Source organism: Actinomyces succiniciruminis (assembly GCF_900002405.1).
Taxonomy (GTDB): domain Bacteria; phylum Actinomycetota; class Actinomycetes; order Actinomycetales; family Actinomycetaceae; genus Actinomyces; species Actinomyces succiniciruminis.
On record NZ_LK995471.1, the window covers coordinates 106,187 to 108,077 of the forward strand.

The following is a 1,891-nucleotide window of genomic DNA, read 5'->3' on the forward strand; positions in this document are numbered from 1 at the left end:
CGCCACTCCGACGCTGACGAGCGTATCTCTGGACCTGCCACAACTGGCCCGAGCGGCCTTGGGCCTGCTGGCCCCGGACGCCGATTTGGGCACGCCGCCGCAGCAAGGCGCTTGGGCCCGCGCCGACGCGGCGGCCGCGCGGGCGCCCTTGATCCAGACCACCCCGGCGCTGTCGGTGCGTGGTTCCACGGTCGACGACGCCGGGGCGGCCCCGGAGCGGCGGGGCGAGCCCCACCGCGAACAGGTCTGATCTCAGCCCTGAGTGAGGCGGTAGTAGACCTGGTTATTCCGTAGCTCCTGCACGAAGCCGCGGGTGGTGGTGGAGGAGTCGATGACGGCCAGTTCCATCCGGGCGATCTCGGCCAGGTCCTGCCACATCTCCAGGGTGGTGGCCGTGGTCATGACCGTGTGGTGGGCGGCGCCGGCCTGCATCCAGCACTCGGTGGAGGTGTAGAAGTCGGGGGCCGGCTCCCATACGGCGCGGGCGACGGGCAGCTTGGGCAGCGGCTCATCGGGGCCGACGACCTCAACGACGTTGGCGGTCAGGCGGAAGCGCTCGCGCATGTCGGACATGGCGACTACGAGTCCGGAGCCGGTGTCGGCGTCGAAGACCAGGCGCACGGGGTCCTCGCGGTTCCCGATGCCCAGCGGGTGGATCTCCAGGCGGGGCTTGGACTCGGTGAGCGAGGGGCAGACCTCCAGCATGTGGGCGCCGAGGATCTTCTCCTTGCCGGGCGTCATCTCGTAGCAGTAGTCCTCCATGAGGGAGGCACCACCGGGCAGGCCATAGCCCATGACCTTGGCGGCGCGCACGAGCAGGGCGGTCTTCCAGTCGCCCTCCGCGCCGAAGCCGTAGCCGTCGGCCATGAGCCGTTGGACGGCCAGGCCCGGCAGCTGGCGCAGCCCGCCGAGGTCCTCGAAGTTGGTGGTGAAGGCGGTGGCGCCGCGCTCCTGGAGGAAGCGGCGCATGCCGGCCTCGATGCGAGCGCCGTAGCGCAGGGACTCGTGGCGCTCGCCGCCGGGATGCAGTTCCTCGACGACGTCGTAGGCGTCCAGGTACTCCTCGATGAGGGCGTCGACCTCCGCCTCGGTGACGGCGTCGACGACCTCGACCAGGTCGTTTACGCCCCAGGTGTTCACACTGGCGCCCAGACGCAGCTCGGCCTCGGTCTTGTCGCCCTCGGTTACGGCGACGTTGCGCATGTTGTCACCGAAGCGGACCAGGCGCGTGGCGTGCAGGGCGTCCCAGCCGGCGGCGGCGCGGGCCCAGGTGCCGATCTTGGCCTGCGTGGCCGCCTGGGTGGCATGCCCGACGACGACCTTGCGGGGCTGGCTCAGGCGGGTCAGGATGTAGCCGAACTCGCGGTCACCGTGAGCGGCCTGGTTGAGGTTCATGTAGTCCATGTCGATGGTGGACCACGGCAGGGACTGCGAGTACTGGGTGTGCAACTGGACCAGGGGCTTGGACAGCGCGTCGATGCCACCGATCCACATCTTGGCCGGGGAGAAGGTGTGCATCCAGGCGATCACACCAATGCAGGCGTCGTCGGCGTTGGCGGCGAGCATGGCGGTGCGGATGGCGTCGCGGTCCTTCAGGACCGGCTTCCAGACGATGCGCACCGGAATGGCATCGGCGGCGTCGAGCCAGGCGGCGACCTGCTGGGACTGGTCGGCGACCTGAGCCAGGGTCTCCTCGCCGTACAGATCCTGACTTCCGGTAAGGAACCAGATCTCCTTGCCGTCGAAGGGGTTGGGTAGAGCAGTCATGAATCTTCTCCTTTGAATTGGGTTGATAGACAGTAGGTTGAAAAAGAACCAGGGGCGGCCCGCACCGTGCCGGGGCGGAAGGGTTGGTTAGTGTTGGCCGTAGACGTTCTGGTAGCGGTCGTTG

The 1,891-nt window shown here is 68.5% G+C and carries 2 protein-coding genes; one reads left to right on the plus strand and one right to left on the minus strand.

Features of this window, described 5'->3' with window-relative positions:
• On the plus strand, window positions 1-250 hold a 250-nt coding region (locus tag BN1056_RS02735; protein WP_210578861.1), incomplete at its 5' end, for a hypothetical protein.
• Window positions 251-252: 2 nt separating this feature from the next.
• Here BN1056_RS02735 and araA read toward each other — a convergent pair.
• Window positions 253-1,767, minus strand: coding sequence for an L-arabinose isomerase (araA, locus tag BN1056_RS02740; RefSeq protein ID WP_210578863.1), 1,515 nt, complete (start codon window positions 1,765-1,767; stop codon window positions 253-255).
• Between the last annotated feature and the right edge of the window lie 124 nt (window positions 1,768-1,891).